Origin of the sequence: Streptomyces sp. NBRC 109706 (assembly GCF_000974485.1) — a bacterium.
Lineage (GTDB): Bacteria > Actinomycetota > Actinomycetes > Streptomycetales > Streptomycetaceae > Streptomyces.
This window is the reverse complement of sequence record NZ_BBOM01000005.1, coordinates 160,944-185,405: the sequence shown is the minus strand read 5'-3', so window position 1 is coordinate 185,405 and position 24,462 is coordinate 160,944. Positions and strand designations below refer to the sequence as shown.

Annotated in this window: 15 protein-coding genes; 9 read left to right on the top strand and 6 right to left on the bottom strand. The window is 72.8% G+C overall.

The features are described 5' to 3' along the window. The first annotated feature begins 70 nt into the window (after positions 1 to 70). From AOM46_RS05765 to fxsT, 7 genes are all read left to right on the top strand, one after another. Complete coding sequence (locus AOM46_RS05765) at positions 71 to 1,138, top strand: MoxR family ATPase (protein WP_062206698.1); 1,068 nt, start codon at positions 71 to 73, stop codon at positions 1,136 to 1,138. Positions 1,139 to 1,144: 6 nt separating this feature from the next. After that, positions 1,145 to 4,429, top strand: coding sequence for an SAV_2336 N-terminal domain-related protein (locus AOM46_RS05760; RefSeq protein ID WP_062206696.1), 3,285 nt, complete (start codon positions 1,145 to 1,147; stop codon positions 4,427 to 4,429). A gap of 156 nt (positions 4,430 to 4,585) precedes the next feature. Then, positions 4,586 to 5,704 (top strand): DUF4037 domain-containing protein, encoded by a 1,119-nt coding sequence (locus AOM46_RS05755; RefSeq protein ID WP_062208531.1) that lies wholly within the window; start codon positions 4,586 to 4,588, stop codon positions 5,702 to 5,704. A gap of 107 nt (positions 5,705 to 5,811) precedes the next feature. Then, positions 5,812 to 6,015, top strand: coding sequence for an FxSxx-COOH cyclophane-containing RiPP peptide (fxsA, locus tag AOM46_RS05750; protein WP_062206695.1), 204 nt, complete (start codon positions 5,812 to 5,814; stop codon positions 6,013 to 6,015). Positions 6,016 to 6,172: 157 nt separating this feature from the next. After that, a complete protein-coding gene (locus tag AOM46_RS05745) occupies positions 6,173 to 7,333 on the top strand; it encodes an FxsB family cyclophane-forming radical SAM/SPASM peptide maturase (RefSeq protein ID WP_062206694.1) in 1,161 nt (386 codons plus the stop codon). Then, positions 7,330 to 8,691 carry an HEXXH motif-containing putative peptide modification protein gene (locus AOM46_RS05740; protein WP_062206692.1) on the top strand — a complete coding sequence of 454 codons (1,362 nt, stop codon included), beginning with the start codon at positions 7,330 to 7,332 and terminating at the stop codon, positions 8,689 to 8,691. The genes AOM46_RS05745 and AOM46_RS05740 overlap by 4 nt, the downstream gene beginning before the upstream one ends. A 130-nt stretch (positions 8,692 to 8,821) precedes the next feature. Then, the gene (gene fxsT / locus AOM46_RS05735; RefSeq protein WP_062206690.1) at positions 8,822 to 11,827 is read left to right on the top strand and encodes an FxSxx-COOH system tetratricopeptide repeat protein; all 3,006 of its coding nucleotides are present in this window, start codon (positions 8,822 to 8,824) and stop codon (positions 11,825 to 11,827) included. A gap of 104 nt (positions 11,828 to 11,931) precedes the next feature. On the opposite strand, the gene AOM46_RS05730 is transcribed toward fxsT, so the two are convergent. The 6 genes from AOM46_RS05730 to AOM46_RS05705 all read right to left on the bottom strand — a co-directional run bounded on the left by AOM46_RS05730 (position 11,932) and on the right by AOM46_RS05705 (position 21,106). After that, positions 11,932 to 15,699: a multifunctional oxoglutarate decarboxylase/oxoglutarate dehydrogenase thiamine pyrophosphate-binding subunit/dihydrolipoyllysine-residue succinyltransferase subunit gene (locus tag AOM46_RS05730; RefSeq protein WP_062206688.1), complete on the bottom strand. Its 3,768-nt coding sequence runs from the start codon at positions 15,697 to 15,699 to the stop codon at positions 11,932 to 11,934. Between the two features lie 342 nt (positions 15,700 to 16,041). After that, entirely contained in the window at positions 16,042 to 17,127 is a 1,086-nt protein-coding gene (locus AOM46_RS05725; RefSeq protein ID WP_062206687.1) for a HAMP domain-containing sensor histidine kinase, read from the bottom strand. A gap of 7 nt (positions 17,128 to 17,134) precedes the next feature. After that, a complete protein-coding gene (locus AOM46_RS05720; RefSeq protein ID WP_078856517.1) occupies positions 17,135 to 17,974 on the bottom strand; it encodes a response regulator transcription factor in 840 nt (279 codons plus the stop codon). A 133-nt stretch (positions 17,975 to 18,107) separates the two neighbouring features. Next, positions 18,108 to 18,869, bottom strand: a complete 762-nt coding sequence (locus AOM46_RS05715; RefSeq protein ID WP_062206684.1) for a hypothetical protein — start codon at positions 18,867 to 18,869, stop codon at positions 18,108 to 18,110. A 44-nt stretch (positions 18,870 to 18,913) separates the two neighbouring features. Continuing rightward, positions 18,914 to 19,819 carry a lysozyme gene (locus tag AOM46_RS05710; RefSeq protein ID WP_078856516.1) on the bottom strand — a complete coding sequence of 302 codons (906 nt, stop codon included), beginning with the start codon at positions 19,817 to 19,819 and terminating at the stop codon, positions 18,914 to 18,916. Positions 19,820 to 20,305: 486 nt separating this feature from the next. Further along, positions 20,306 to 21,106: a protein phosphatase 2C domain-containing protein gene (locus tag AOM46_RS05705; protein WP_062206682.1), complete on the bottom strand. Its 801-nt coding sequence runs from the start codon at positions 21,104 to 21,106 to the stop codon at positions 20,306 to 20,308. A gap of 382 nt (positions 21,107 to 21,488) precedes the next feature. Here AOM46_RS05705 and AOM46_RS05700 point away from each other — a divergent pair, with 382 nt between their 5' ends. Then, positions 21,489 to 23,936: a sensor histidine kinase gene (locus AOM46_RS05700; RefSeq protein WP_062206680.1), complete on the top strand. Its 2,448-nt coding sequence runs from the start codon at positions 21,489 to 21,491 to the stop codon at positions 23,934 to 23,936. Continuing rightward, a complete protein-coding gene (locus tag AOM46_RS05695; RefSeq protein ID WP_062206678.1) occupies positions 23,933 to 24,451 on the top strand; it encodes a roadblock/LC7 domain-containing protein in 519 nt (172 codons plus the stop codon). Before AOM46_RS05700 ends, AOM46_RS05695 begins: the two co-directional genes overlap by 4 nt. Positions 24,452 to 24,462: the final 11 nt, after the last annotated feature.

Here is a 24,462-nt window from a genome sequence, read left to right as displayed (position 1 = left end):
CCCGGCTACGGTCGGGAGCGTCGGGCCCTGGCGGTCGCCCGCATGGCGGACAACCGATGAGGAGTATGCGGTGGCAGTCTCTGAAACCAACGGTCAGGAAGGTACCGCCGCCCAGGAGCCGGCCGGCGGCGAGTGGTTGATCTACCGGGGCACCGGCGAGCGGCACGAGGGCATCCACACGCTGCCCAAGCCGCCGCCCTGGCGGGACTTCGACGGCCAGCCGCTGGTCGCGCCGGGCCCGGACACGGACAGCGCCTCGGCGCGCCGGCTGGGCGCGTTCCGGCATCTCGCGGAGATGCACCGGCCCAGCGCCGAGGAGCTGGAGATCATAAACGCGGCGCTCTATCTGCGCCGCCCCCTGTTGGTCACCGGAAGTCCGGGCACCGGCAAGAGCACCCTGGCTCATTCGGTCGCCTTCGAGCTCGGCCTCGGCCGGGTGCTGCACTGGCCCATCGTCAGCCGCAGTCGGCTGGAGGACGGGCTCTACCACTACGACGCCATCGCCCGTCTGCAGGACACCCAGATCGCCGCCAGCGGCCGCGCCGCCGGGGGGGCGGCGCCGGTGGTGCCCGGCGGGATCGGCAGCTATCTGCGCCTCGGCCCGCTCGGCACGGCGCTGCTGCCCACGGCGAAGCCGCGGGTGCTGCTGATCGACGAGTTGGACAAGAGCGACATAGACCTCCCCAACGACCTGTTGAACGTGTTGGAGGAAGGCGAGTTCACCATCCCCGAGCTGCAGCGGATCGCGGAGCGCGAGCCCGAGGTCGAGGTGCTGACGGACGACGGCACCCGGGTCACCGTCAGGGACGGCCGGATCCGTTGCCATTCCTTCCCCTTCGTGGTGCTCACCAGCAACGGCGAACGCGACTTCCCCGCCCCGTTGTTGCGCCGCTGCATCCCGCTGGAGCTGGGCCGCCCCGACCACGAGCGGCTGGCCACGGTGGTCAGGGCGCATCTCGGCGACGAGCTGACCCGGGTCGGGGAGGATCTGATCAGCCGTTTCCTGGAGCGCTCGCGCACCGAACAACTCGCCACCGACCAGCTGTTGAACGCCATCTACCTCACCCACCACGCCGAGCTCCCGACCCGCGACCGGCTGGCCGACATGCTCATCCAGCGCCTCGATCAACCCAGGTAGGCTCCGATGTCCCAAGCGGCCGGCCGAGACCAACTGGCGTCCCTCATCGGGGCCCTGCGTGGCGCGGGGTTCGATCCCACCTGGGCGGAGCTGTCCGATGCCCTGTGGCTGGCCCAGTACACCGACAGGCCCGTGGCCGACGACGGCCGTTCCGCCGGCGCCGGGGCGCGTTCGGGGGCGCCCGGCGGCCCCGGGGACGCGCCGGCGCGTGCGGACCGGCCGGGGCGCGCCGACGCGGACGGGCGCCCGGGGGAGGACACGGCACAACCCAGGGCCGGCGCCGGCCGGTTGCCCCGCCCCGAGGATCCGTCCGTGCTGCTCTACGCCGATCCGCGTGGTTCCGGCCAGCCGGTCGACCGGCCCGCCGGTGAGGCCCTGCCGGTCGGCGTGCCCGAGGCCAGGGCGCTCCCCGGGCTGCTCGGGATGGAGCGCGCGCTGCGCCCGCTGCGCCGCTACACCCCGCCCACCGGGCCCGCGCACTCCGGTCGGGGCCTCCGCCTCGACGAGGAGGCCACCGTGCACCAGACGGCGCGCGCCGGGGGGCTGCTCACGCCCGTCTTCCGCGCCGAGCCACGCGGTCACACCGATCTCCAACTGCTGATGGACGCGGCCCCCGCGATGCGGGTCTGGCAGCGGATGCTCGGCGAACTGGCCGAGGTCTTCGGCCGGTTGGGCGCCTTTCGGGACATCCAGGTCCACTATCTGCACCGCTCGCCGGACGGCAGCCCGGCGGTGAGCCGCCGGTTCGCCCCGGGCGATGCCGCGCTCCGCCCCGCCCGCCAGCTGCGTGACCCCACGGGGCGTCGCCTCACCGTGGTGGTCAGCGACTGCACCGGCCCCCTCTGGCGGGAGGGCACGGCGCACCGCCTGCTGCACGCGCTGGCCAGGCACGCCCCCGTCGCCGTGGTGCAGCCGCTGCCCCAGCGGCTGTGGGCGCGCACCCGGCTCCCCGCCAGCTACGGCACGCTGCTGCGCGAGGAGGGTCCGGCCGCCTCGGTGCGGCTGCGGTTCACCGCCGAGGGGATGGCCGCCGCCGCACCGGTCGAGCAGGGCGCCGTCGCGGTGCCCGTACTGCCGCCGACCGCCGTCGCGTTGGGCGCCTGGGCGAGCCTGCTCGCCGGCACCGGCGCCGGCTCGGCGCCCGCCGCCGTGGGCTGGGTGCTGGCCGACCAGCCGCCGGCCGCGCCCCGCCGCGCCCCGGCCGGCGGCGGCCGTTCCGCGCCGGCGCTGCTGGCCAGGTTCCGCGCCACCGCCTCGCCCGGCGCGGTCCGGCTCGCCGTCTATCTGGCCGCCGCCCCGCTGTTCCTGCCGGTGATGCAGCTCATCCAGCGCACCATGCTGCCCGACTCGGGCCCGGCGGAGCTGTCCGAGGTGCTGCTCAGCGGCATGCTGCGCCGGCTGGACGGCGCCCTCTCCGACGGCCTCTGGTACACCTTCGCCGACGGGGTGCACGACGAACTGCTCGCCGAACTCGGCCATGACGAGGCCCTGTTGGTCCTCAAGCACTGCTCCGGCTATGTGACCAGGCGGTTCGGCGGCAGCGGCCCCAACTTCCCGGCCCTCGCGCTGGCCCAGCTCGCGGGCGAGGAGTCGCCGGGTGTGCCGCGCGCCGAGGGCGACGAGGACGGCCGCCCGCTGCCCCGCCCGTTCGCCGAGGTCGCGGCGAAGGTGCTGCGCCGCTTCCTGCCCGAGGCGCCGCTGCCCCCCGCCGGCCCGCCCGGCACCGCGACGCCGCCGCCCTCCCGCACGGTCGGCCGGGCGAGGGCGCTGGCCGCGGCCTATGCCGAGGACGGCCAGGTGCGGCATCTGCTCGACGCCGTCCGGTTGTTGCGGCAGGCCACCGGCCAACACCAGGCCGACGGCCACCGCACCGATCCCGAGCTGTGGGGCGAGCTGGCCGAGCAACTGCTCCGGCTCTGGCGGGTGCAGCGCGACGGGGAGCTGCTGGACGAGGCCAGGGTCGCGGCGGCGACGGCCGCCGCGCATCTCGGCCCGCCGCGCGGCCGGACGGTGCTCGCCCGGGTGCTGCACGCGGCGGCCGTCGAGCGGCAGGCCGCGGGCGATATCAGCGGCGCGTTGGAGCTGTGGCGTCAGGCGGACCGCGAGTTCGCCGCCGCGCACGCCACACCGGGGCTCGACCGGGAGACCGCCCTCGGCATCACGCTGGACCGCGTCGAGGTGCTGACCGCGCAGTGGCGCCTCGGCGGCGACAGCGCGCTGCTGCAGGAGAGCGTCGGCATGGTCGAGGCGGTGGCGGACGCCTGGCCGGCGGACGAGCCGCAGCCCAGCGGTCTCTGGCTGGCGCACGGCCGGGCCCTGCTGCGGCTGGCCGACGCGGCCGTCGAGGTGGAACGGGCCCGGGTGCACGCCGGCCAGGCCGCCGATTCGCTGCGCCAGGGCTGTTGGGCGCTGGAGAGCGAGAACGCGCCGGCGCACGCCAGGGTGCGCGCCCAGCTCGATCTGGTCGACGCGCTGCTGTGCACCGAGCACGACTGGCGGCGCGCCGCCGAAGTGATCGAGTCCGCCGTCCGGTTGGCCGAGGATCCCGGGCAGCGGGCCGCCTGCCGGACCAGGGCCGGCCGCTTCGAGGTGCGCCGGTTCGAGACGGACGGCGAGGTGGCGGCCCTGGAGGCGGCGGCGGCGCGGTTCGAGGAGGCGAGCCGCGCGGTCTCCCGGGACCGCGCGGAGTACAGCGCGCTGATCGAGGAGTGGGGCGAGGCGCTGCTGCGCCGGGCCGACCGCGAGGACGGCGGGCCCTTTGTCTCCCGCGCCGTCCGGGTGCTGCGGGACTGCCGCATGGAGACGGCGGCGGACGATCCCCGGCTGCCGCGAAGGCTGTTGCTGCTGGGGCAGGCGCTGACCGCCCGCTACCGGGACTCCGAGGACATGGTGGATCTCCGGGAGGCGGAGTACCTCTTCCAACGCGCGGCCAGGCATGCGGCGGAGCCGCTGACGGAGGCCACCGCCTATCTGGCGCTGGGCGACACCCATCGCCGTTCCTTCGGGCACACCCACCGCGTCGAACGGCTCAACCAGGCGGCCGAGGCGTATCGCCGCGCGGCGACGGCCGCTCGGGCCGCTGAGGTCGACGCGGCCGATCCGACGGAGCCGATGCGGCTGGCCGCGACGGCGCTCCACCAACGCGGTGTGGTCTTCGAGGCGGCCGGCCGCCCGCTGGCGGCGGGCGAGGCGTACCGCTCGGCGCTCCAGCAGTGGCGCCGACTCCCCGAGGACGAGAAGGGCGGCGCCGAGACGGTCACCCGCCTGGACGCGCTGCTACACGGTCGCTGAGCGCGCGGCTTGGCGCCAGGCCGCAGGACGGTGGGCGAGGTTCTGGCCCCTCGGCCCGCCGGCCGGTGCCGGGGTGGGCGAGTGGGTGGGTGACCCTGGTGCCGGGGGGCGGAAGTCGGTGGCCGTTCGGGTGGGCGGGGAAGCAGAGTGGTGGGCATGACGACGACCACTCCGGAGTTTATGCCCGGATTGCGGCTTTCGCGGATCCTCTTCGAGGAGGCGGTGCGCCCGTTGCTCGACGAGGGGTTCCCGGGGCTGCGGTATGCCGCCGCGCGGGTGGGTGCCGGTTCCGAGGTGCTGGGGTTCGACACCGAACGGTCCCCCGACCACGAGTGGGGGCCCCGGCTTGAGCTGTTCCTGACGCCGGAGGAGGCCGCCGAGCACGGCGCCGACCTGCGGCGGCTGTTCCGGGAGCGGCTGCCCAAGCAGGTGCGTGGCTGGCCGACGCACTTCCACCACGAGGCCCCTGACGATCCGGTCGGCCTGATGCGGCTCACGGCGGGACCCGTCAACCACCGCGTCGAGGTGCGTGATGTCGGCGGCTGGTTGACGGAGCGGCTGGGGGTCGACCCCGCCGCGCTGGTCGGCGCCGGCCCCGAACGGCTCGGCGCGCGTGACTGGTTGGCGATGCCGCAGCAGCGGCTCGCCGAGGTCACCGCCGGTGCGGTGTTCCACGACGGGCTCGGCGCGCTCACCGAGGCGCGACGCCGGCTGGTCTGGTATCCGGACGAGGTGTGGCGGTATCTGCTGGCCTGCCAGTGGCAGCGGATCGGGCAGGAGGAGGCGTTCGTCGGGCGGTGTGCCGAGGTCGGCGACGACATCGGGTCCGCGGTGGTCGCGGGCCGTCTGGTCCGGGATCTGATGCGGCTCTGCCTGCTGCTGGAGCGGCGGTACGCGCCCTACAGCAAGTGGTTGGGGACCGCGTTCGGCCGGCTGCCGGTGGCGGAACGGCTCGCGCCCTCGCTGCGCGGCGCGTTGGGCGCGGGGGAGCACCGGGTGCGGGAGGGGCATCTGTGTGACGCCTACGAGGTGGTGGCCGAGGCGCAGAACGAGTCGGGGCTGGCGGAGTGGGTGGATCCGTCGCGCCGGGGGTTCCACGGGCGGCCGTTCCTGGTGCTGGGCGCCGAACGGTTCGCCCGGGCGTTGGCCGACTCGGTCACCGATCCCGAGCTGCGCGGGTGGCCGTTGTCCGGCGGGGTGGACCAGTGGGCGGACAACACGGATTTCCTCGGGCTGCTCGGACCGGGGCGGGCCGCGATGGACGCCGTCGGCTGAACGGGCGCGCCCGCGTGAGCACTTGGGACGGACGCCGCGCGTTTCTGGTGGGGGCGGGAGGGGAATCTCCGGTGAGGCTCACTGTGCGGGATCGGTGGGGAGACGCCATGTTCATTGGTTCGCAGGAATCGGCCTCGGCGGGCGCTCTGTCGGAGCCGCCCGACGTGTTGGGGCTGAGTCTGACGGAGCTGCGGGGGATCGACCATCCGGTGCTCAACGCCGTGCTGGCCGAGTTGCGCGAGCGGGTCGCGCGTCCGCTGGAGACGCTGTGGGATTTCGACCAGACCATCAACCCGCTGCTGACCCCTTGACCTGGGTAACTTTCAGCCCAGTTGCGATGGTTGGCCGACCGGATATGGCCGGTTGGGTTTCTGTGTTCGGTCGGATCGGAATCGTCCTCTTCCGATGTTCCGGCATGGGGCCTGGCCCGGAGGGGACGGACACGCGGTGGAGAGCAGGGCAGAGGCCATGGGCGCCGGGCTCGCCGCTCCGGTGCCCTTCCGGCAGTTCGTCGTCAAGGTGAACAGCCGCTGCAATCTGGCCTGTCGCTACTGCTATATGTACTTCGCCGCCGACGAGGGCTGGCGGGAGCAGCCGGTCAGCGCCTCCCCCGAGACGCTGCGCTGGATCGCCCGGCGGATCGGCGAGCATGCCGCCACCCATCGACTGCCCGCCGTCTCCCTGGTGTTGCACGGCGGGGAGCCGCTGCTCACCGATCCGGCGGTACTCGGCGGCTTCGCCGACCGGGTGCGGGCCGAGGTGCCGGCCGGATGCCGGGTGCACGCCGGTCTGCAGACCAACGGCACGCTGCTCACCGAGTCCGTCCTGGACGTGCTCGCCGAGCACCGGGTGCGGGTCGGGCTGAGCCTGGACGGCGGCCGGGCCCACCACAACCGACGGCGGGTGGACCACGCGGGCCGCGCCGCCTGGCCCGGAGCCCGCCGCGCCGCCGGGCTGCTCGCCAGGCCCCGCCATCGGGACGCCTATGCCGGGGTGCTCTGTGTGATCGATCCCGCGACGGATCCGATCGAGGTCTATCAGTCCCTATTGGAACTCGATCCCCCCGCCGTCGACTTCCTGCTGCCGCACGGCAACTGGACCCATCCGCCCCCGGGGCTCGAAGGAGCCGAGCAGGAGACCGACCGGGCCACCCCCTACGCCGACTGGCTGTGCGCCGTCTTCGACCGCTGGTGGCGGGACGACCGACGCCGGGTGCGGATCAGGATCTTCGAGGAGTGCGTCGCCGCGCTGCTGCGGCTGCCCACCGCCGGGGGGCTGTTCGGGCTGCGCCCGTTCACCGCCGTGGTGATCGAGACCAACGGGGCCATCGAGCAGATCGACTCCCTCAAGACGGCGTACCCGGGCGCCGCCGCCACCGGCCTCGACATCGCGCACCACACGCTGGACCAGGCGCTGCGACATCCCGGCGTCGCCGCCCGCCAGGCCGGCGCCGCCGCGCTGGCCGGGACCTGCCGCCGCTGCCCGCTGGTCGAGGTCTGCGGCGGCGGGCACTACGCGCACCGCTACCGCGCCCCCGACGGCTTCCGCAACCCTTCCGTCTACTGCGCCGACCTCACCCGGCTGATCCGGCACCTCGACGCCGCGCTGCGTCGGGCGGTGGCGCCATGACCGGCCGGGTGGCGGGCACGCTGAGCACGGCCCAACTCGCCGAGCTGGGCCGCACCGAGGGCGACGCGGCCACCCTCGCCGCGCTCAGCGCCGGCCAACACACCCGCAGGCTGCTGCTGTTGCGGGTGCTCTTCGACGCCATCCCCGCCGCGCCGCCCGAGGCCGCCGCCCGCGCCGCCGAACACACCGCGCTGCTGGAGAGCGCCGAACACGCCGCGCCGGAGGCCGCCCGCCGGGTGCTGTTCTACCCGCTCACCGGCACCTGGGCCGAACGCTGCGCCCACCGGCTCACCACCGGCGCCGGCGCCGCGGCCGTCCGCGATCTGGCCCATCTCGGCGGGCTCGCCGCCGCCGCCGCGATCCGCGCCGGCCTCGACTTCCGTATCCGCACCACCGTCACCGCCGGCCGGGTCGCGCTGCCCACCCTGGGCGCGCTCAACACCGCGTCCCCGGACGGCGGCCCGGTGGAACTCAGCGCGCACGCCGGCCGTTTGACGGTGCGACTGCCGGACGAGGCCCCCGTCTCGCTGCGTCCTGACCCGGCGGGGCGCTGGCGCTCGGGCGATCCGCGCTGGATCGGGCTGCACACCCTGGACGGCGGCCCGCGCCCCGTGCTGCTCGACGACCTCGATCCGGGGCGCCCCGTGCCCCGGCAGGCCGGGCAGGCCCCGCCGGCGCACGCGCTGCGTCCCGCCGAGCGCGCCCACTGGTCAGGGCTGTGGCGCGAGGCGCTGCCGCTGCTGCGGCTGGGCGGCGCCGCCCGCGCCGCCGAGCTGACGCTGCTCAACTGCATCGTGCCGCTGCTGCGGCCGGCCGAGGAGCAGCAGGGCCACATCAGCTCCACCAGCCCGGGGGCCTTCGGCGCGGTGCTGGCCAGCGCCCCGCCCAACGCCGCCCAGCTGGCCGCAGGGCTCACCCACGAACTGCAGCACGCCAAACTGGCCGCCGTCGGCACCCTCAACCCGCTGCACCACGAGGGGCCCAGGGCCCGGCACTGGGCCCCCTGGCGCCCCGATCCGCGCCCCTTCGACGGGCTGCTGCACGGGGCCTACGCCCATCTGGCGCTCGCCGGCTTCTGGCAGCGACTCGCGCTGGGGTTGCGCGATCCCGGGGCGCGCGAGACGGCGTGGGCGGCGCACAGCCGTTGCCAGCTGCAGGTGGGCGCCGTGCTGCCCGCCCTGCGCGCCGCCCGGCGGCTCACCGACGACGGCCGGGTCTTCGTGCGCGCCATGGCCGAACGGCATGAACAGCTGGGCTCGCCGGCGCCCCCCGAGGGCCATCTGGTGCGCGCCCGGGCCTATGTGGAGACCGCGCGGACGGTCTGGCTACGAGAGCATGCCCGTGACACGGTTACCTGAGGGAGCCGAGGTGTATGTTTCCCAAGGCGGTCGCTGACGGTTCGTCGGCTCCGCTCCGGATCGAGCGGTGGACGCCGATCGTCGCCGCGGTCGACGAAGTCGGTCGCGTGGCCGCTGAGGGAGGGGCTTCGTGCAGGGTTCGGCTCATGCCGTGGTTCCGGCCGCCGAGGGCGACCGGATCACCATCAGCTTCGCCGGGTACAACAGGCCCTGGGCGGTGTGGATCGCGGACCGGCTGGAGCGCTACGGCTGGCAGGTCGCGTTCCAGCGCTGGGATCCGCCGATCGAGACCCCGCTGGACGAGGCGCTGCGCGATCTGCTGCTCGTCGAGGGCCGGATCCTGGTGATCCTGAGCGACTGGTACTTCAAGCTCGGCCCGCGCACCGACCAGGAGTGGAACGAGGCGCTGCGCGCGGTTGTCGCCCCCAACACCCGCCGGTTCGCCGCCATTTCCGTCTCGACCAGCCCGGTGCCCACCGCCTCGGCCGCGTTCGGCGGCACCACGGAGCTGTGGGGCCTCGGCGCCCGGGAGGCCGAGCGCCGGCTGATCCACCTCTTCGGCGGCGTCCGGGACCGCGATCCCGCGTTCGACACCCTCGGCGGCGCGCACCGGCCGCGTTTCCCCATGGATCTGCCCCGCGTCTGGGGCGGGGTGCCGCGCCGCAACACCCGGTTCACCGGCCGGGAGCGCGCCCTCCAGGAGATCCACGACCGGCTGGGAAGCGCCGAGCCGGGCGCCGGCGTGGTCACCCTGCACGGCCTCTCCGGCGTCGGCAAGACCCAGGTCGCCGCCGAGTACGCGCACCGGTTCGCCTCCTCCTACGATCTCGTCTGGTGGGTGCCGGCCGACCAACGCGGCACGCTGCGCCAGCGGTTGGCCGAGCTGGCGCCCGCCCTCAAGCTCAACACCGGTCCCGAGTACGGCGAGCGGCTGCGCGCGGTCGGCGACGCGCTGCGCCGGGGCCAGCCGCACGGCCGCTGGCTGGTGGTGCTGGACGGCGCCGACCAGCCGGGCACCATCGCCGATCTGCTGCCGTCCGGCCCCGGCCATGTGCTGATCACCTCGCAGAACCGCGAATGGGCCGCCTACAACACCGATCTGCTGTCCGTCCCGGTCTACGAGCGCGAGGAGTCGGTGGCCTTCGTCCGCCGCCGCGCTCCCCGGATCGGCTCGGCGGACGCCGATGTGCTGGCCGAGGCGCTGGGCGACCTCCCGCTGGCGCTCGACCAGACGGCCGGCTGGCTCAACGACTCCACGATGACGGTCGCCGAGTATGTCGAACTCCTCCGCGACGACGAGGACATCGAGGTCGGCCTGCGGGTCGCCGTCGACTTCGACACCTCCTACCCGATGGCCTTCTCCATCCTGCTCAACCGGTTGCGGGAGACGGTGCCCGAGGCCGTCGAACTGCTGCGGCTCTGCGGCTTCTTCGCGCCCGGCGCGGTCCCCGTGCAACTGCTGCGGGGCATCCCGCCCGAGCATCTGCCGGAGCAGCTCACCGGGTTGATGTCCGATCCGCTGCGCTGGAACACCGCGATCAACAAGCTGGTGCAGTACTCGGTGATCCAGTGGGACCCGCCCAACGACGAGAACGACCCCGAGGCGTCCGGCACCATCCATCTGCACCGCATGGTCCACCAGACGGTGCGGTCCGGGATGTCGGAGGCGGATCGGGAGCTGTTCTCCCGCGCCGTGCGCCGAGGGCTCTCCGCGGCCAACCCCGAGGTTCCCACCGACACCCGCACCTGGGCCAGGTTCGCCCGCATCGTGCCGCATCTGGACGCGTCCGGCGCGTTGCGCAGCCGGCACAACTCGATGCACCGGCTGATCCACCACTGCCTGCACTACCTCTACCTCGCCGGCGAGTACGCGGCGGGCATCCAGCTCGTCGAACGCACCGAACGCGCCTGGCGCGTGGTGTTCGGCGAGGAGCACGCGCTGATGGCCGGCCTGGCCTCGCTGCACGCCACGCTGCTCCGCGCCACCGGCGAGTACGCCCGCACCGAGCGGATCAACCGCGGGCTGCTGGCCCGGCTTGAGGCCGAGGAAAACCCCCAGGAGCTTGAGGTGCTGCGGGTGGTGGAGGGGCTTGGCGCCGATCTGCGCGGCCTCGGCCGCTATGCCGAGGCCCTTGAGGCCACCGAACGGGTGCTCGCCGGCTGCCGGCGGCTCATCGGCGACGAGGACTTCCGCACCCTCAACGCCCGCAACAACCTGGCCGTCACCCTGCGGCTGCTCGGCCGTTACCAGGACGCGCTCACCGAGGACCGGCACACCCTCAGGGCACGCAGGGAGCTGTTGCGCGCGCGCAACACCGCCTCCCTCTCCTCCGAGGTCGCCTATGCGACGGACCTGCGCCTGCTGGGCCGCTACTCCGAGGCCCAGTCCGTCCAGGAACAGAACGTGGAGGTACACCACACGGTGTTGGGGGCCGACCACCCCCAGACCCTCCAGAGCGAGCTCAACCTGGCGCTCTGCGTGCTGCGTTCCGGCGACCGGACGGCCGCCAACGCGCGGCTGGCCGCCCTGCTGGAGCGCGCCGAGCGCGTCCTGGGGGATCGCGGCCCGCTCACCCAACGCATCGCCGCCTGCTATTCCTTCGCGCTGCGCGCCTATGGCCAACTGGATCTGGCCCGGGACATCGGCGAACGCGCCATGCAGCGCTACCGCGAGGCGCTGGGCCCACACCATCCGTACACCATCGGCACCACCGGCAACCATGCCCTGTTGCTGCGCGCGGCCGGCGAGCGGGAGGAGGCGCGGGCCATCAACGAGGCCTGCCTGACCCGGATGACGGAGGCACTGGGCCCTGACCACCCCTGGACGTTGGGTCTCGCGCTCAACCTCAGCGCGGACCGCAACCTGGAGGGCGATGTGGAGAGCGCGGCCCAGCTGAGCCGCGACACGGTGCGCAGGGCCGACCGCTTCCTCGGCCCCCAGCATCCCCTGGCCCTCTCCGCCAAGGTCGCGCACGCCACCGATCTGCGGAACCTCAGGCAGCGCTCGGAGGCGGACCGGGCGGAGGGCGAGGCGCTTTCCGGGCTGATCGCCACCCTGGGCACCCAGCACGAGCACACCGTCAGCGCGCGCGCCCGGGTGCGCCCGTACTGGGACTTCGAGCCGCTGCTCACCTGACACGCCGGGGAGTTGACGCGCCCGGAGGCTGACGCGCCGCGTCCGGCAACGGGAAGGGGGGCCACCGCAGCCGGTGGCCCCCCTTCCCGATGTGCCTCAGCCCGTCAGAGGTCGAACACCTCGTCCAACAGGGCCTGCTGCTCCGCCTGGTGCCGCTTCGCCGAGCCGACGGCCGGCGAGGAGGACGCGGGGCGGGTGACCGGGGTCAGCCGGCCCGGGATCTCCACCGCTTGCGGCAGGTTGAGCGCAACAAACGGCCAGGCACCCTGGTTGGCCGGCTCCTCCTGGGCCCAGACGACCCGCTCGGCGCCCGGGAACCTGGCGAGCTCGGCGCGCAGCTCGTCGCTGGGCAGCGGGTAGAGCCGTTCGAGACGCACCAGCGCCACCTCGTTGGCGCCGCGCTTCTCCCGCTCGGCCGCGAGGTCGTAGTAGACCTTTCCGCTGCTCAGCACCACCTTGCGCACCTGCTGCGGATCGGCGTCCGCGTCCCCGATCAGCGGCCGGAACCCGCCGGAGGTGAACTCCTCGGCCCGCGACGAGGCCGCCTTCAGCCGCAGCATCGACTTCGGGGTGAAGACCACCAGCGGCTTGTGGTGCGGGTTGTGCACCTGCCAGCGCAGCAGATGGAAGTAGTTCGACGGCAGGGTCGGCGCCGCGACCGTCATGTTGTTCTGCGCGCACAGCGCGAGGAAACGCTCGATCCTGGCCGAGGAGTGGTCGGGCCCCTGGCCCTCGTAGCCGTGCGGCAGCAGCAGCGTGACGCCGGACGTCTGGCCCCACTTCTGCTCGGCCGAGGAGATGAACTCGTCGATCACCGTGGCCGCGCCGTTGGCGAAGTCGCCGAACTGCGCCTCCCACATGACCAGCGCCTCGGGCCTGGCCAGCGAGTAGCCGTACTCGAAGCCCATCGCCGCGTACTCGCTCAGCAGCGAGTCGTAGACGTTGAACCGGGCCTGGTCGTTCGACAGATAGAGCAGCGGGGTGTAGTCCTCGCCGGTCTTGCGGTCGATCAGCACCGAGTGGCGCTGGCCGAAGGTGCCGCGCCTGGAGTCCTGGCCGGCCAGCCGGACCGGGGTGCCCTCCATCAACAGGGAACCGACGGCCAGCAGCTCGCCCATCGCCCAGTCGATGGTGCCCTCCTCGACCATCGCCGCGCGCCGCTGCAGCTGCGGAAGCAGCCTGGGGTGCACGGTGATCCGCTCGGGGATGTTGACCTGCGACTCGGCGATCCGCTTGACCACCTCGCCGGAGACACCCGTCTCCACCGTGACGGGGAAGTCGGGGCGCGGCAGCTGGACCTCGGCGGGGGCCGGGGTGACCGTGGCGTCCCTGACCTCCTTGAAGACCTTCTCCAACTGGCCCTGGAAGTCCTGCAGCGCCTGCTCGGCCTCCTCCAGCGTGATGTCGCCCCGGCCGATCAGCGATTCGGTGTACAGCTTGCGCACCGAGCGCTTCTTGTCGATCAGGTCGTACATCAGCGGCTGGGTGAAGGACGGGTTGTCCGTCTCGTTGTGGCCACGGCGGCGGTAGCAGACGAGGTCGATCACGACGTCCTTGTTGAACGCCTGCCGGTACTCGAAGGCCAGCCTGGCGACCCGGCACACCGCCTCCGGGTCGTCCCCGTTGACGTGGAAGATCGGGGCCTCGATCATCCGGGCCACATCGGTGCAGTAGGTGGAGGACCTGGCGGCGGCGGCCGTCGCGGTGTAGCCCACCTGGTTGTTGATCACGATGTGGATGGTGCCGCCCGTGCGGTAGCCGCGCAGCTGCGACATGTTGAGCGTCTCGGCGACCACACCCTGGCCGGCGAAGGCCGCGTCACCGTGCAGCAGGATCGGCAGCACCGTGAAGTCCTTGCCGCCCCGGCCGATGATGTCCTGCTTGGCCCTGGCGACACCCTCGACCACCGGGTCGACGGCCTCCAGATGGGAGGGGTTGGCCGTCAGCGAGACCTTGATCTGCTCACCCGAAAGGCCGGTGAACGTGCCCTCGGTGCCCAGGTGGTACTTCACATCGCCCGAGCCGTGCATCGACTTGGGGTCGAGGTTGCCCTCGAACTCGCGGAAGATCTGCGCGTAGGACTTGCCCACCACGTTGGCCAGCACATTGAGCCGGCCACGGTGCGCCATGCCGATGACGGCCTCGTCCAGCTTGTCGGCGGCGGCCTCGTCCAGCACCGTGTCCAGCAGCGGGATAACCGTTTCCCCGCCCTCCAGCGAGAACCGCTTCTGGCCCACGTACTTGGTCTGCAGGAACGTCTCGAACGCCTCCGAGGCGTTCAGCCGGCGCAGGATGCGCAGCTGCTCCTCGCGCTCGGGCGCCGTGTGCGGGCGCTCCACGCGGTCCTGGATCCAGGTGCGCTCCTTGGGGTCCTGGATGTGCATGTACTCGATGCCGGTGGTGCGGCAGTACGAGTCCCGCAGCACGCCCAGGATGTCCCGCAGCGTGAGCATCGACTTGCCGGCGAAGCCGCCGACCGCGAACTCCCGCTCCAGATCCCACAGGGTGAGCCCGTGCTCCGTGATGTCCAGGTCGGGGTGGCGGCGCTGCTTGTACTCCAGCGGGTCCGTGTCGGCCATCAGATGGCCGCGCACCCGGTAGGAGTGGATCAGGTCGAAGACCCGGGCCGCCTTGGTGACCTCGTCGTCGTGGTTGACGTCGATGTCCCGGTGCCAGCGGATGGGCTCGTAGGGGATGCGCAGCGCGGCGAAGATGTCGTCGTAGAAGTCGTGCTCGCCCAGCAGCAGCTGGCTGATCTGCCGCAGGAACTCGCCCGACGCCGCACCCTGGATCACCCGGTGGTCGTAGGTGCTGGTCAGCGTCATGACCTTGGAGATGCCCAGGCGGTTCAGCGTCACCTGCGAGGTGCCCTGGAACTCCGCCGGGTACTCCATGGCGCCGACGCCCAGGATGACGCTCTGGTTCGGCATCAGACGGGGCACCGAGTGCACCGTGCCGATCCCGCCCGGGTTGGTCAGCGAGGCGGTGACGCCGGAGAAGTCCGCCATCGTCAGCTTGCCGGTGCGGGCGCGGCGGACGATGTCCTCGTACGCCTGCCAGAACTCGAAGAAGGAAAGCGTCTCGGCCTTCTCGATGCCGGCCACCACCAGCTGGCGGTCGCCGCTCTTCGTCACCAGGTCGATGGCCAGGCCGAGCTTGACGTGCTCCGGCTTGACCAGCGTGGGCTTGCCGTCCTTCTCGACGAACGAGTGGTTCATCGCCGGCATCGCCTTCAACGCCTGCACCATCGCGTAGCCGATGAGGTGGGTGAAGGAGACCTTCCCGCCCCTGGCCCGCTTGAGGTGGTTGTTGATCACGACGCGGTTGTCGAAGAGCAGCTTCACCGGGACCGCGCGCACCGACGTGGCGGTGGGGACGTCCCGGGAGGCGTTCATGTTCTTGACGACGGCGGCGGCCGGGCCGCGCAGCGTCACCAGCTCGGGGCCGGCCGGCTCCTCCTTGGCCTCCGCCCCGGGGGCGGCGGCCTTGGCCTTGGGTGCCTCGGCCTTGGGCGCCTCCGCCTTGGCGGGCTGCGCCTTCGGCGGCGCGGCCGCGGGCGCCGGAGCCTTGGCCGGCGCGGCCTGGCTCGGCGCCGGGGCGGCCGGCCGGGCGGGCGCCGCGCTGGGCGCGCTCGGCCGCGCCTCGGCGGCGGCCTGCCCGTCGGCGGCCGGCTTGGTCTGGGCCGAGTCGCCTCCCGGCTGGTAGTCGGCGAAGAAGTCCCACCAGGCCCGGTCTACCGAGTTCGGGTCCTGGAGGTACTGCTGATAGATCTCGTCAACAAGCCATTCGTTGGCTCCGAAACCGGCGGCAGAGTTCTTCTGCGCTTCTTGGTCGGAGTCAACGCTTGAGGTGTTCGGGGACTGTGGCGACACGGCGGCAACCGCCCTCTTCCGCTTCGCAAGGTCATGGACAGCGGAAATCAAGGCTACGCCCCTGGGCGCCCCCGGCGCAGTCCGCACCCGCCATACGTGGCCTACACCACACGGAAGTCCGTGTTTCAGGGCAGGAAGAGGCGGGAATTGCATCAAGTTCGGTGTGAACTGGCAACAAAATGACAACGACCTGATTGCGGTCGAACGTGACCGCGAGCACCCCCACGTTCAGCTGCGGCGATGCCTGCCGGTGGGGCGCGCGCCCCTTCGCGCGCGGTTGACCACGCCCCGGGACGCCCGAGGTCAACGAGCGCCCAACAGGGGCGTAGCCGCGACCCTACGTCAACTATTTGCCTGTGCGTTACCCGGCAGGGTGATCCGAATGCGGCAGCCCCTTCTGGACTCGGCGACGCCGATCGTTCCACCGTGCAGATCGACCGCCCAGCGGGCGATCGCCAGGCCGAGCCCGGTGCCCCCGTCACGGGCCTGGACGCCGTCGATGGTGCCCCGGCCGAAGCGTTCGAAGACCAGCTCCCGCTGTTCCTGGGGGATACCGGGACCCTCGTCCCGCACCTCGATCACCAGGCCGCCCGGCGCCTGACCCGGCCGGGCCACCACGGTGACCAGGCCGTTGCGCGGACTGTGCTTGACCGCGTTGTCCACCAGATTGGTGACCACCTGGTCAAGACGCTCCGGATCGGCCGTGGCCCGCAGCCCGCCCGGCACCACGTCCAGCCGCAGCTTGACGTCCGTCCTGGCATGGCCGCGCCCGAACGCCATCTTGGCGTCGCCCAGCACGGTGCTCAGATAGGACTCGACGCGGAAGTCACGCGACTGGAGCGGCACCACGCCGTTCTCCAGCCGCGACAGGTCCAGCAGCTGCTCCACCAGCCGGCCGAGCCGTTCGGTCTGCCGCAGCGCCGTGGACATGGTCTCCGGATCGGCGTCGGAGACCCCGTCCACCACGTTCTCCAGCACCGCGCGCAGCCCCGCGATCGGGGTGCGCAGCTCGTGCGAGACGTTCGCCACCAGCTCCTTGCGCTGCCGGTCGGCGGCCTGGAGATCGGCGGCCATCCGGTTGAACGCGTGCGCGAGATCGCCCAGCTCGTCCCGGCGGGTGACCCCCACCCGGCGCCCGTAGTGGCCACGCGCCATCGCCCGCGCCGCCGACGTCATCTCCAGCACGGGGGAGGCGAGACCCTGCGCCACGAACTGCGTGACCAGCAACGAGGCGATGATCGCGATGATGGCGATCACCTGGAGGCCGATATCGGAACGGTAGGCGAGCAGCAGCAGGACCGTGGTGATCCCGACGGAGATGATCACCAACCAACCGAGCGCCGCCTTCACCGAGCGGAACGGGTCGAGGGGGCGCAGCACCCGCCACAACGTGTGGCCGTAGCGCCGCGCGGTCGACTCCCGAAGCACCTGCCGATCAGCCCTCGGCGGCGGCCTGGCCCGCGGCGCCGTTCTCCCCGGCGAACCCGGGCGGTGTCTCCAGGGCGTAACCCACTCCGTGCACGGTCCTGATCCGCTCGGCGCCGATCTTCCGCCGCAGCGCCTTCACATGGCTGTCCACCGTTCTGGTGCCCGAGGCGTCGGCCCAGTCCCAGACCTCGGCCAGCAACTGCTCCCTGGTGAGCACCGCGCGGGGCGAGCGGGCGAGGCACATCAGCAGGTCGAACTCGGTGGGGGTGAGGTGGATGTCCTTGCCGGCGGCCCGCACCCGGCGCTGGGTCCTGTCGATCTCCAGGTCACCGAGCCGCACACTGCCGGGGCGCGGCGTGGTGGCCGCGACGGCGGCCCGTTCGATCCTGCGGAGCAGCACATGCGAGCGGGCGACCAGCTCGCGCATGGAGAACGGCTTGGTCATGTAGTCGTCGGCGCCCACGCCGAGGCCCACCAGCATGTCGGTCTCGTCGTCCCGCGCGGTCAACATCAGGACCGGCACCGGGCGTTGTGACTGGACCCGGCGGCACACCTCAAGGCCGTCGAAGCCCGGCAACATCACATCGAGGATGAGCAGGTCGGGATGCCAGGCGCTGGCGGTCTCCACGGCGGCCGGGCCGTCGGCCGCGGTCTGCACCAGGAAGCCCTCGGCACGCAGCCGGGCGGCGATGGCCTCGACGATGGTGGGGTCATCCTCGACAACCAGGACACGCCGCTGAGCCCCGGGGGTCGCCACGGTCGCGTTGTGGTGACCAGCCCGTTCCGCCGCCTCCGGCTCGGACTGACCGCCCGTGGGCGACGGGTTCTCCTGGTGCTCTCGATCCATTGGCGTTGTCCTGATTTCTGTTTGAGTCATCTATCCCGCCCCCGGGAAGGTCGTCATGCCAGACGGCTGGTACTGGCGGTCAATGCCCTGATGAGCACTGCGTAGCAGCGTAAGGCGGAAACTCGGGGCTCGGCTACGCGCCCTGGCTGGCGAGATGATGGCTGGCGAGAAACAGCACGTCGGGAACGCCTCGGGCAACGGGCACCTCTTCGGTGCGAACATCGTCGAAACCGGCATCGCGCAGTATGTCGGGGAATGTCTCCGACGGTTGTGCGGACCAGACAACGAGCGTCCCGCCGGGGGCGAGCGCGGCGCGGCACGCCGCCAGGCCGGCGGGGGAGTAGAGGCCCTCGTTGTCCTCGGTCACCGTCCAGTCGGGGCCGTTGTCGACATCGAGACAGAGGGCGTCATAGCGGGCCCGCGCGCCGGCTCCGGTTTCGAGGAGATGGGCCAGCAGATCGTTCTCGACCAACTCCACGCGGGGATCGGTCAGGGCGTCTCCCGAGACGTCCGAAAGCGGTCCGGAACGGTGCCAGTCGATGATGGCCGGTTCCCGCTCCAGCACGGTGATCCGGCCCCAACGCGGTTCCGCGACCGCTTCGTTCAGCGAGAACCCCACGCCCAGGCCGCCGATCAGCAGCCGGGGCGCCGGCGTCGTGAGCGAGCCCGACGCGGCCCGCACCAGCAGACGTTCGGAGCGGCCGTCCGAGGTGTCCATCAGGAAGCAGCCGTTGGCGATGATCTGCAGCAACTCCCCGTGCCGGCGCAGCACCACCTCGCCGAAGGGGCCGGTGCGCCGGTCCAGCACCAGGGGGCGGCCGTCGTCGAGGGCCGTGCGGTCGTCGGGGATCGCGCGGCGTTCGGGGTGTTCCGGGTGCCCGGGGGAGGAGGCCATGGGGACATCCTTCCGCATGGCGCTGCCCTCCCCGGGGCGGGCGGTCAGCCGTTGGCCAGGGCCTGGAGCCGGTCGTAGGCCCCGTTGAAGAGGTTGTGGTCGCCCACGGTGGGGCCGGTCGAGGTGTACTGCCAGAAGGTGTGGAAGCTCCAACCGGCCGGCAGCGTCCCCGGCGTCGACGCGTAGCGGGCGATCCAGAGCGGGTTGGTGTTGCCGAAGCTCGCGTTGTTGCCGGTGCACTGGGTCCACCAGTCGGTGGTGGTGTAGATCACCACGTCACGTCCGGTGTGGGCCCGGTAGGTGTCGCTGAAGTCGCGGATCCAGTCCACCATCGCGGACTGGCTCAGGCCGTAGCAGGTCGAGCCGTACGGGTTGTACTCCAGATCCACCACCCCGGGCAGCGTCTTGCCGTCGGCCGACCAACCGCCGCCGTGGGTGGCGAAGTAGGTGGCCTGGGCGGCGCCGCTCGACGAGTTGGGCAGCGCGAAGTGGTACGCGCCGCGGATCATCCCGATGTCGTACGAGCCGTTGTACTGCTGGGTGAAGTAGGGGTTCTGGTAGCCGGTGCCCTCGGTCGCCTTCACATAGGCGAACTTGACGCCGCTGTTCCACAGCGTGGACCAGGCGACATTGCCCTGGTGGCTGGAGACGTCCACGCCCTCGACCGTGGCCAGCGGGTCGATGTCGGTGGGCGGGACATAGCTGGTGTTGCCGCCCTCGTGTTCGAGGACGGTGGAGCCCAGATACGCGGAGCCGAAGTCCGGGTGGTCCTCCGGGGCGCCGCCTTCGTCGGCGCCGGCCGTGCCGGGGACGGCGAGCAGCAGGAGGAGGGCGGCGCAGAGCGCGCCGACGAGGGCCAGCGGGGTGTGGGGGGTATGGGGTGCGTGGGGGAAGCGTCGGGTGCGGTGGCGGGGATGACCGCCGGGCGCGACCGAGCCGGGAACGGGCATGGGACTGCCTTCCGGGACCGTGGTGTGGGGGGACGAACTGTCGGGCGCCGGCAGCCGTGGGGTGGCCTCGCCGGTGCGCCTTCTTCGACGGTAACGCGGGTAGACAGCCCGGGAAACGAGGGTGCGCGGTTGCCTCGGGACCGGTCCGCTGAACGCCGTGAAAGGGGGGCCCGCCCGGCCGGAGTCGGCCGACGGACGGACCGTGCGGGGTGCGGGCCGGGGCATGGGTTGCTCCCGGTGGCCCGGCCCGGGGGAGTCGAACTCCCGGCATCCGCCGTGCACCTGGGCGCCTCGGCCGGTCGGCCGGTGGTGCGCTGATGGTGGTGTGGCGAGGGCGTGCCGGTCGGTCCGGGGATATCCGGCGCCGCCCGGACGGGGCATGTATGTCCGCCTCGGCCCCGGCGTGCGCGACGAATCCGAGGCATAGGGGGCGTGCGCCGGGGCCGGTCAAGCATGTTCCCGGCGCGCCTCGTCGGGCGGCTGGCGTCAGCCGAGGTCCACGACCACGCCCGTGGCGTCGTCGTGGGTCTTGCCCCGCGGATGCGCCGCGCCCTCGGGGTCGGCGGACTCGGCGGCCCTGACCTCGGCGACGATCGCGGCCGGGCCACGGTCGGTCAGCGCGGTGAGCAGCGCGGGCCAGTCGCCGAGGGCGAACGTCTCAACCCAGCGGCCGAGCCCGTCGGTCAGCGCCGCCACCGTGCGCACCCGTTCCCTGGGCAGCGAACCGGTCACCGCGAGGCGGGCCACCGAGGGGTCGGCCGCCGCGGTGAAGAAGCCGCCGGGCGCGTTGCGCGCGCCCTCAACGAAGGCGACCCGCTGATCCGGCGGCAGCCGGCGGGCGGCCGGCCGCAGTTGGTCGAGCCGGTCGTCAAGCACGGTGCGGAAGGCGCCCGTTGACTCCCGGATGAGCAGAATGGAGTCGGAGAGCACCAGATACTCCACCGACCGGGCGTTCCAACGAACGCACACCACCGTGGCCTGGGGAGTGCGTCGGTGAGAAAGGTCACAGCTGTCCCGATGGGCGTCCGCGGTGCGTGTGATGGAGTGGGCCAGACACTCCGTCAGGGGAACGCTGGGTGCCGTGCCGATCGCCGTCAGCAGCGCCCCGCCGAGCCGGGCGGAGAACCATGTGACCCCGTGTTCACAACCGGAATCGCCCGTCGGTCCGGTGACTCCGTCGAGCACGACGAGGGCGCCGTCACCGGCCTCGGTCGGGGTGGCGAACGCCGCGAAGTCCTCGTTGGGGTGCCCGGTTGCTCCGGGCTCGGTGGCCGACTGGATGCGCATGCCCAACAGTCTGCCGTAGGGTGGCATTTGTTGGCGTTTGCCACGGTAAGCACCGATAGGTGTCGGGCCGGAGGTGATCTTGCCAGGAGCCGGGACGGAACACCAGCGAAAACCAGCCGAACTCATGGAGTGACCACCCCGCCCGGTCGACCTGAGCTTGTCCGCCAACTCCGGGGTGTTGTTCACTCCTTCGGGTGGCGAGGTCGGCCAGGCCGCCTCCCGCCTGGTCGGCGCTGGCAAGGTCGGAGCCGAAGTGACGAGAATGCGAGCACAGGTGCGGAAGACGACATCGGGGGACGGCGACGCCTCTTCCCCTTCCACACCGTCGGGTTTCCGGTCCCACGCGGCACGCCGACGGAGGGCCCGGGTCCGTACCCGGCTGTTGATCGCCCTGCTGTTGACCGGCATCGCCGTGCTGACGGCCGGGGTGCCGGCGGCGATCGACCGTTACCGGGAGCTGGGCGACACCCAAGCACTGCTGGACGACGCGGCGTTGGGACAACGAGCCGTCTCCCTGTCGCACATCCTGGCGGACGAGCGGGACACGCTGGTGGTCGCGGCGGCCGGCGGGGGCGGGGCGTTGGAGACGGCGCTCACCGACGACGCGGTGGCACGCGCCGACCGGCGCGTCGACGAGGTGCGCGAGGGCGCGGACGCCCCGCTCCGTGAGCTGCTGGAGACGCTGCCCGAGACACGTGCGCTGGCGCTCGCCGGGGAGAGCACGCCGGTCGAGATCCATGACGGCTACACCGCGCTGGTCGAGGAGTTGGACGCCGTGCTGCGCGCCGTCAGCCGGCGCACCTCGGCCGAGGCCACCAGCGCCACCAGCGACGCGCTGCCCGATCTGGCCCGCGCCGTGCACGCCTCGTCCGCCGCCCGGGGGCTGTCTGTCGCCGCGCTGGCCGGCGACGGCGATCCCGACGAGGAACTGATCGCCCTGGCACGGCGGGAGGCGATGCGCGAGACGGCGGCTCTGGCGGACTTCCACGCCATCGCCGACCCGTCGGGCCGGGAGACCTACCAGCGGACGGTCACCGGCGGCGACGCGGAGGTGGCCGAGGAGTTCCTGCTCGCCCTCACCGAACCCGCGGCCCCAGGGACGACGGGCGCGGACTGGGACATGGCCGAGGTCGGCGAGGCGCTGGAGGCCAGGACGGGGCTCCAACGCGGCGTGCTGGCCTCGCTCGCCACCGAGTACACCGCGGATGTCGAGGCGCTCAGCGACAAGGAGTTGACGGAGCTGGTGATCACCGTCGCGGTGATCATCGTGGCCCTGTTGCTGGCCCTCGGGGTCAGCGTCCAGACGGCCCGCTCGTTGACCAGGCCACTGGCCGCCGTCCGTCTCGGCACCCGTCGGGTCGCCTCCGACCCGGTCGGGCAGGAGCCGGTCAGATACGTCGGCCGCAACGACGAGTTCGCCGAGGTGGTCGCCTCCGTCAACGCGCTGCGCGCGCGGGCCGAGGAGCTGCAGCGCTATGCCGCCGAGGCCGAGCAGGACAGCGGCGGGCTGCGCGCCGAACGGGACCGGCTCCTCGCCGAGCAGCGGGAACTGACGGCCAGGCTGGCCGCGTTGCACGGCGCCGTGCACGGCATGTTCGCCCACCATGCCCAGCGACTGTTGGACCTGGTGGAGGAACAGCTCTCGGTGATCGAGGGCCTGGAGGAGCACGAGACCGACCCGGACCAGCTGGCGGTGCTGTTCTCCGTCGACCACCTGGCCGCGCGGATGCGCCGGCACAGCGAGAACGTGCTGCTGCTCGCCGGTGCCGAGCCGGTGCGGCTGCTGGACGCGCCGATGCCGCTGATCGATGTGGCGCGCGCCGCCGTCAGCGAGATAGAGCGCTACGACCTGGTGGAGACGGTGCCCCCGCCGCCGGTGCGGATCATCGCGCGGGCGGCCCGGGACATCAGCCATCTGTTGGCCGAACTCCTCGACAACGCGGCGGTGTTCACCCCGCCGGGCGCCAGGGTGCGGCTGTCGGGGGCCTGGCGGGCCAGCGAGCTGCTGCTGACGGTCGAGGACGAGGGCCGTGGCCTGTCCGAGGGCCGGCTCGCCGAGTTGAACGCGCGGCTCGCCGATCCGGTCACCCCGCCGCCGGGCTCCGACGCGGGCAACGGGCACGGCATCGGCATGGGCCTGTACACGGTGGCCAGGCTGGCCGCCCGGCACGGGCTGCGCTGCCGGCTGGTCGCGCGCCCCGCGGGCGGCACCACCGCCGAGGTGCTGGTGCCGGCGGCGCTGGTGGACCAGAGCGCCGTGGCCGAGCCCGGCCTCGTCGGCGAGACGCTGGCGGGCCCCGGCACCGGTGGCTACCCCACCGTCCCCGCCGCGCGCACCGGTTCGACGCCGATCGTCCAGCCGCAGTCCGGGCCCGGATACGGCGGGCACGACGCGCTGTCGGGGGCGCCCGAGGCCGCGCCGCGCCCCGGACGGCACGCCAGCCCGCCGGCGCACGCCCCCGGTGGCGTCGGGCCCGGTGGCTCGTTCCCGGACCAGTCCGGCGGCGGGTTGCCGTCGCGCGAGCGCCACGGCTACGCCCCCGAGCACACCAGGGCGCCCGACAGCGCGCCGGCGGTGACACACAGCGGACTGCCGGTCCGGACCAGGGTGGCCTCGGCCTCGTCCGCAGGACAGGACACCGGGCGCAACCGCACGGTGGACGCGGAGGAGCTTCGCCGCCGGCTCGGCGGCTTCCAACGGGGGGCCAGGGAAGGGCACCGGGACGCCGCACTGGCGGCCGACGGGCAACTCGGCGGGGAGATCGGCGGGGAGATCGGCGGTCACCCCGGCGAGCTGCCCGGCCAATATGGAGAGGAACAGCCTTCATGACCTCGGGGACTGGAACGCGGCAGCAGACACAGAGCCGCGGCGGGCAGAATCTGCGCTGGCTGCTGGGCAAGTTGGTGGACGAGGTGCCCGGGGTGATCTCGGTCGCCGTGGTCTCGACCGACGGTCTGCCGCTGCTCTCCTCGGAGACCGGCGAGGACGGTCAGCCGGGGCCGGGCGGCTTCACCGGGCCGCCCACCCCGCGTTGGCCGGGCGGCACGCCGAGCGGCGCCGCCGCCGATCTGGCCACCGTGGTCTCGGGCCTCGGCAGCCTCACCAACGGGGCCGCCTCGCTGATGGACGGCGGCTCGGTGAAGCAGACCATGGTGGCGATGGAGACGGGCAACCTGTTGGTGATGGCGATCAGCGACGGTTCGCTGCTGGGCGTCTACACCGAGCCGGACGTCGATATCAGCGTGGTCACCTACCAGATGGCGCTGCTGGTCGGCCGCGCGGGACATCTCCTCACCCCCGAGCTGCGCGCGGAGCTGCGGCAGGCCACCAACCCGCTGTACTGACGGGGTGCGGG

Excerpts from the sequence above, each read along its gene's own strand:
- AOM46_RS05740 (WP_062206692.1), top strand. The coding sequence starts at position 7,330 with ATGACCGGCCGGGTGGCGGGCACGCTGAGCACGGCCCAACTCGCCGAG.
- AOM46_RS05760 (WP_062206696.1), top strand. The coding sequence starts at position 1,145 with ATGTCCCAAGCGGCCGGCCGAGACCAACTGGCGTCCCTCATCGGGGCC.
- AOM46_RS05710 (WP_078856516.1), bottom strand. The coding sequence starts at position 19,819 with ATGCCCGTTCCCGGCTCGGTCGCGCCCGGCGGTCATCCCCGCCACCGC.
- AOM46_RS05705 (WP_062206682.1), bottom strand. The coding sequence starts at position 21,106 with ATGCGCATCCAGTCGGCCACCGAGCCCGGAGCAACCGGGCACCCCAAC.
- fxsA (WP_062206695.1), top strand. The coding sequence starts at position 5,812 with ATGTTCATTGGTTCGCAGGAATCGGCCTCGGCGGGCGCTCTGTCGGAG.
- AOM46_RS05715 (WP_062206684.1), bottom strand. The coding sequence starts at position 18,869 with ATGGCCTCCTCCCCCGGGCACCCGGAACACCCCGAACGCCGCGCGATC.
- AOM46_RS05720 (WP_078856517.1), bottom strand. The coding sequence starts at position 17,974 with ATGGATCGAGAGCACCAGGAGAACCCGTCGCCCACGGGCGGTCAGTCC.
- AOM46_RS05695 (WP_062206678.1), top strand. The coding sequence starts at position 23,933 with ATGACCTCGGGGACTGGAACGCGGCAGCAGACACAGAGCCGCGGCGGG.
- AOM46_RS05745 (WP_062206694.1), top strand. The coding sequence starts at position 6,173 with ATGGGCGCCGGGCTCGCCGCTCCGGTGCCCTTCCGGCAGTTCGTCGTC.
- AOM46_RS05755 (WP_062208531.1), top strand. The coding sequence starts at position 4,586 with ATGACGACGACCACTCCGGAGTTTATGCCCGGATTGCGGCTTTCGCGG.